4 protein-coding genes are annotated in these 3386 nt (G+C 37.2%); 1 reads left to right on the top strand and 3 read right to left on the bottom strand.

Going from position 1 to position 3386, the window contains the following annotated elements:
- Positions 1–93 precede the first annotated feature (93 nt).
- Positions 94–414 (bottom strand): helix-turn-helix domain-containing protein, encoded by a 321-nt coding sequence (locus tag JK188_RS16780; RefSeq protein WP_211887029.1) that lies wholly within the window; start codon positions 412–414, stop codon positions 94–96.
- Positions 415–1147: 733 nt separating this feature from the next.
- Positions 1148–1630, bottom strand: coding sequence for a cold-shock protein (locus tag JK188_RS16785; RefSeq protein WP_181477794.1), 483 nt, complete (start codon positions 1628–1630; stop codon positions 1148–1150).
- 159 nt (positions 1631–1789) lie between these two features.
- Between JK188_RS16785 and JK188_RS16790 the strand changes: the two genes are divergently transcribed.
- Positions 1790–2488: an RluA family pseudouridine synthase gene (locus JK188_RS16790; protein ID WP_211887028.1), complete on the top strand. Its 699-nt coding sequence runs from the start codon at positions 1790–1792 to the stop codon at positions 2486–2488.
- Between the two features lie 4 nt (positions 2489–2492).
- Here JK188_RS16790 and JK188_RS16795 read toward each other — a convergent pair whose 3' ends face one another.
- Positions 2493–3032 (bottom strand): DUF2058 domain-containing protein, encoded by a 540-nt coding sequence (locus JK188_RS16795; RefSeq protein ID WP_211887027.1) that lies wholly within the window; start codon positions 3030–3032, stop codon positions 2493–2495.
- Positions 3033–3386: the final 354 nt, after the last annotated feature.

Here is a 3386-nt window from a genome sequence, read left to right on the forward strand (position 1 = left end):
GTTTTATAAAAAACAATCGAATTTCCCAGAGAATATTCTTAATAAAATAACCAGAATTAACTGATTATTTTATTTCTAATTTAAGAGGAAAAATTAGCAGTTATTTATGATGGTTTTTGTTGAGTAATTTCCCCAGGAAGTATATTTACTCGCACTTCCTTTATTACCCATTCTTTTTTCAGAGTCAGTATCTTTTTCGACATATTTAATGACATCGACCCATCGTTTATCTAGAATATTTAAAAAAACATCTAGCTGATCTAAAGTAATCGCAGTGATTCCCATTTCATATCTTGATATCTGTTGCTGGCTGATTCCTATTAATTTCGCCAGTTGCTTTCCCGTCATGTTCTTTTCTTTACGTGATTTTCTTAAAAAAGCTCCCACCTGACCACTAATTATATTAGATTTCATTAACCACACTCCAATATAAAGAAACAATTTATTTAATTTCCATTAATAATAAATACATTAAAATAAGAGTAAAAACGTTTATACCGATCGAACAAGATTATTTTGATAGGTACCACCTATCAAATAGTAATTTATTGATCGTCGGGCTTTATTAAGATACAACGAGTGCGAGTACACCTAATATGATAAGTAGAATTAACTAACTGATATATATTAAATAAAGCGTTGTTCAATTTATTTAATATATTTTTTATTTTTTTAAAATAAAATTTACGTGGGAGGAGTAAAACCCTATAAAAACGAGATAAAATACATCATTTATTACAACAAATTACAATTTGAAACAGCTAAATTGTTTTTTGCAAAATAAAAAACTCACGAGGTGAGTAATATACCAATATAAAAATATATTTCTACAGCTTAATTCGTTATTCCGCAATAATTTTCATTTAGATTACCAACTTAATAACAACTAATCCGCATCATAGTATTTACAATCCAGATTGTATGCCATAAAGGCGCTATAAATTGGACGTATCAGAATGCAGTTCGCGCATATATTAATACATCTAGCTTAATATGTAGCGTTTGCTTATTAAAAATATTCTCTTTTTAGATCATTTGTTGATTTTTTATTCAAATTTAGGAAAGGGTATCGCAAATAGTACTGGAAAAGCATTGCCTCTATACGAGAGGCAATGGAATTGGGACGGTTTTTTAATTCAGTCGAAAGCTATTTAACGCCTTTAAGCTGTTTCATGGTTTCATCCACGTCAATCTCATCTTCAGAGAACGTTAATGTTGTTCCATGCTGGGTTTCAATAATTAGCTTTTTCAGCGCTCGAGTTGCCCCCGGCTTAATATTCGTTTTAGGTTTAATGCTGTTCATTAATGCACCAATCGATAACACGGTATTTTCTTTATCAATACGTGTATCTGCTGGAACATCTTCATAATAGATACGGAATGATTTGATAGCCGTCAGCTTAATGCGCTCACCAGCAATATAGATATATTTGCTTTCAGGGATCACTTTAACCGCAAAGGCGGATAAACCTTTATTATTTGTGGTCGGCTCAAACGTAACCGCCGCCCCTTTTTTAATCAGTTCTGGGTTGGCAACTTTAATCACATGAAAATAACGGTTATCCCCGTTTTCATCTTTGAGAAACCCAAAACCTTTATCTTCAAACCACGTTGTGATTGTTCCGTTCATTGCCATACCACCTTCTATATTGACTCAATTTCACAGCGCGCAGTATAAAACACAATGCCTGCCCAGACTACGCCTTTAGTTTTACACACCCAATAACATTATCGTCAGATAGCGCAAAATTGGGTATTATCCATAGCCACTTTTTATCTGGATAACCTGATGTCGACGATTATTGATACCTTTATTGCGCCCCCTTGCCATGATGACATTGAAATCATTGAGCAGGATGAGCACCTTATTATTATCAATAAACCTTCAAGGCTACTGAGCCTCTCTGGAAAGAATCCACAAAATCTCGATTCAGTACATTACCGGCTCGTTCAATTGTTCCCTGAATGCACCCTAGTGCACCGCCTTGATTTTGGTACTTCTGGTGTCATGGTCGTGGCTCGCAATAAAGCCATAAATGCAGAGTTATGCCGACAGTTTAGCCAGCGAACCGTGACGAAAGCCTACAGCGCATTACTATGTGGGCATGTGGAAAATGATCATGGTGTGATAGACGCGCCGATAGCCAAAGATCCGGCTTTGTTTCCCCGAATGTCGATTTGCGTGACTCACGGTAAACCGGCACGTTCCAATTATCAGGTAATTGAGCGGTTTTATCGTGAGCTAGACGATGGACGTAAGTTGCCACTGACGAGGGTGAAATTTATTCCAGAAACAGGACGAACCCATCAGCTGCGCATTCACAGCCAACTTTTCGGTCATCCTATTTTGGGATGCGATCTGTATGGAGGCTTACTGCTTGCAGATATTGAACCTGCGCCGAGACTGATGCTGCATGCCAGTGAATTGAATTTTATTCATCCGATAACTGGAAAACCCATTCACGCACACAGCAAAAGCCCGTTCTAAACAACTACCACATTAAATCGTCAGGAATTTTAAAATCTGCGTACGGATCGTCTTCATCCTGCTCTTCCTGACTCAAGGCGTTATTTAATACGATGCTGCTTTCATCACGTTGAGCGATTTTATCCGCCACACTCGCAGGAATAATTGCGTAAGTGCTCATTTCTGGATTGTCAGTCGCTAAACGCGCAATAGCGAGACGGCCGCTAATAAGTTGGTTTTGTGTTGTTTTATCGACGACCACTTGCTTGATGACATTACTATCTGTGAAGTTAAAGCTGATATCGCCTTTCGCCACATCAATTTTGTTCATCTCAATCAGCTGCTTCACCTGAGCTTTATACTCTTTCGTCAGTGCCGCTTGTTTCTGTTGCTCACTCAGTTGCTTATCGCGCTCAAGCTGCGCTTTTTTATTCTCTTCTACCGCTTCTCTGGCTTCTCTAGCCTGCACACGTGATTTCTTCGCTGTGCGCTGTACTTTCGCCATTTTTTTACTGGTGACGAGTCCCGCTTGGAGCATTTGCTCTTGTAAGGTAAGTTTTGCCATGTGGGTATCTAAGCCTGTTGAATGAAATTGGAGAGATTATACCTGCAAATTCGATTTCTTTTCGGTTACTTTTGCGATTCTTGCTTGATGAGTGATGGAAACATCATGTCATCAATTCCCATCAAAAAATGTCGGTATGACCAACAATAATCTGAATTTGTTTCAACCCCATAAATAAAACCCGCGTCTTAAATGAATGTGTCATTTTCAATACATCTTAATGTGATCTGAATCACAAACATCAACAACTTAAGTAAAATTTAATGTCATTAAATGTCATCGAAATAACATTTCGACATATTTTGTATACTTCATTTTTTTGAATTCATAATTGTTACTAAGCATGTATTGAGC

The sequence above is a fragment of the Providencia sp. JGM181 genome, assembly GCF_018257375.1.
GTDB lineage: Bacteria > Pseudomonadota > Gammaproteobacteria > Enterobacterales > Enterobacteriaceae > Providencia > Providencia lanzhouensis.

Bases quoted from the DNA above. Each gene is read 5' to 3' on its own strand.
- JK188_RS16780 (WP_211887029.1), bottom strand. From the start codon at position 414: ATGAAATCTAATATAATTAGTGGTCAGGTGGGAGCTTTTTTAAGAAAA.
- JK188_RS16785 (WP_181477794.1), bottom strand. From the start codon at position 1,630: ATGAACGGAACAATCACAACGTGGTTTGAAGATAAAGGTTTTGGGTTT.
- JK188_RS16790 (WP_211887028.1), top strand. From the start codon at position 1,790: ATGTCGACGATTATTGATACCTTTATTGCGCCCCCTTGCCATGATGAC.
- JK188_RS16795 (WP_211887027.1), bottom strand. From the start codon at position 3,032: ATGGCAAAACTTACCTTACAAGAGCAAATGCTCCAAGCGGGACTCGTC.